This is a genomic window from Pedobacter sp. 01T416_2 (genome assembly GCF_056398925.1).
The window spans coordinates 1-2,410 of sequence record NZ_JBFTQI010000837.1 but is presented as its reverse complement, the minus strand read 5'-3'; the positions used below and the strand labels follow the sequence as shown (position 1 = coordinate 2,410).

The 2,410-nt window shown below is 36.7% G+C and carries 2 protein-coding genes; both read right to left on the bottom strand.

The window, feature by feature from the left end:
* Positions 1–183, bottom strand: a 183-nt coding sequence (locus AC1DPQ_RS24760) for a transposase (protein ID WP_477611192.1), incomplete at its 3' end; no start/stop codon positions are given.
* A gap of 140 nt (positions 184–323) precedes the next feature.
* Positions 324–2,410, bottom strand: a 2,087-nt coding sequence (locus tag AC1DPQ_RS24755; RefSeq protein ID WP_477611191.1) for a PD-(D/E)XK nuclease family protein, incomplete at its 5' end; no start/stop codon positions are given.

The window sequence follows — 2,410 nt, the reverse complement described above, 5'->3', positions numbered from 1 at the left end:
TCCTAGAGATATTAGACAGTGTATATGTTCGGTATATCCATTAATTGCCTGTAGAAAAATAGATTTTTCTCTACAATTTTCCATAATGTGCTTTTGAACTTTATAGCGGATGTTTTTTGTTAAATAGGGATGTCGGTTTTTGGTTGAGAACACTAGGTGAACCCAAATTCTTACATACGACATAATTGATGGTTTGATTAGTCTAATATAGGGAATTTTAGCAGTCTGTTAAAACAGACTGCTAAGAAATGTAAATTGCCTACAGCAGGACATATAGGCATTTGTTATTCATTGCGATTGGCTTCAGACAATTGCAACTAAATCTACTTCCCAAATAAAGTTTTATAAATAGAATATTTGTAATTATCCTCAATGGCACTGGCAACGAAATAAGGTGCTTCGAAAAGTTCGGTTAACTTTTTTCTTAACTCAGCTAGAAATTCCGGTTTAATTTCTTCCAAATAAGCTCCAGATAGGTTTTGCCTGCCCGACTTAAACCAAACGCCATCTACGCTCATTGTTTTTACTACATACAGGTTGGGTTCTACAAAAGTTCTGCCCGAAAATTGCTCATAAGCATACGTATACAAAAGCGTTTGGATTAAAGCTTTGTTGATATGTTTRCCATCAGAATTGAATAATTCCGGGATGTCTTTAAAGGTTAACTTATCACTTCCTGTTTTGTAATCAATAATTTTAGTTACCCCATCTTTTACATCAACGCGGTCTATAAAACCAAATATTTTAACGCTGGCTTCTCTTCCTTTAAGCGGGAAACTGATTTCGGCTTCTACTTTTTGCTCTAGGCTAATGATCGTAAATGGCGTTTGTGCTTCATCCTGATTTAAAATGATGTTTACATAGGCATCAACAATCGATAAAATTACCTTTTGCATACCCTTATATTCCATCACTGTATCGGGATTTTTAAACATCACGGCATTAAAACCTTTTTGTATCAAAGTGGGAATCTGTTTCCGTTTCTCTTTAATCCGCTCTGCAGTAATTTCAGCCGACCTTAAATCCTCGTAAAAATACTCCATCACTTTGTGTAAAATCGAACCTATTTCGTTGGCTTCTACTACAGCGCTTACTTCTTTAGGCTCTTTAATGCCTGCAATGTAATTGAAAAAGAAATCTATCGGGTTAGAGATATACTGGGTAAGTGCCGATGGCGAAAGTACCTTCTTTTTATCGAGGTATTTCTGAAGTGTTTCCTGGATAAAGGCATTATTGGTTTTCTCGATCTTTACTTCCTTAAAAGGCTCGGTTTTTACCTCCAGATTAAGCTCATTATATGCAAAATCGAAACCGCTTTCGTATTCAAGCTGCTTTAAGATTCTGCTGGCTTCGCCTGAAGTAGACTCGTCGGTTAAGCTATTATAGACAAAATTGATATTCTTTGCTCTTTGTAATAGACGGTATACCATATAAGAGGAAATGGCATCAAGATTTTCAAGAACCGGAAGGCCGTAAACACGACGTATAGAATCGGGAATAAAACTATTACCAATGGATGATTTTGGAATAATGCCTTCGTTGAAGCCCAAAATTACCACTTTATCGAAATTTAAGTTTCGGGTTTCGAGTAATCCCATTACTTGTATCCCATTCAGCGGATCGCCTGAAAGTGGTACCGCAATGGCCTGCAGCGATTTTTGAACAAGGTAAATTACAAAAGGGATTTCCTCTTTACCGATGTGGTTGCTAAAAGTATCGTGTAGCCTATTTAATTCCTGAATGGTTTTTACAAACAGTTCTGCATCGATTTTTTTTAATGTTTTCGCATTCGATAATCTTGTTAACACATAATCCAATACATCGAGTAAATTGGTTACTACATGCTGCGGATCGTCGATTTTTTTATAAAAAGTTTCAAACAGCCCACTTTGGCGTAATAAGCGTTTATGGTCGATCTCCACTTGGTTTTCTTCCAATAATGCGGTTAAAATTTTATCCCGCATTCTTTGGGTAAGGCCTGTTAACGGATGGGTTAAAAAAGCTTCTACATTTTTGTAGCTTACTTTATCCCGCTGTAAAACCTCCAACTGACTGCCCAACCATAAATCGACCAAACCAAAAATGCTTGAGGTTGACAGCGCAAAACCCATCGTTACATTAAGATCGATTTCTTTTCCGTTAAATGTAGTTGGAATCGTCTGTAAAGTTGGGATCAACAGACTCTCATCTGCCAAAACCACCACTGTTTTGCCAATAATTTCAGTAGCTGTATAATCTTCTTCTAAAATATTATTCAGGATTTTGGCCTGTGCGGATTGCCCCTGAACTTTGAAAACCTTCACATGGTGTTCTGCAGATTTCATTAAACTTTCGTGGTCGGCAAATACATTTTTTAAACCCAGTTGGTTCATGTTTTTGCGTAAAAACAAACCTGCTTCCTGCGATATAT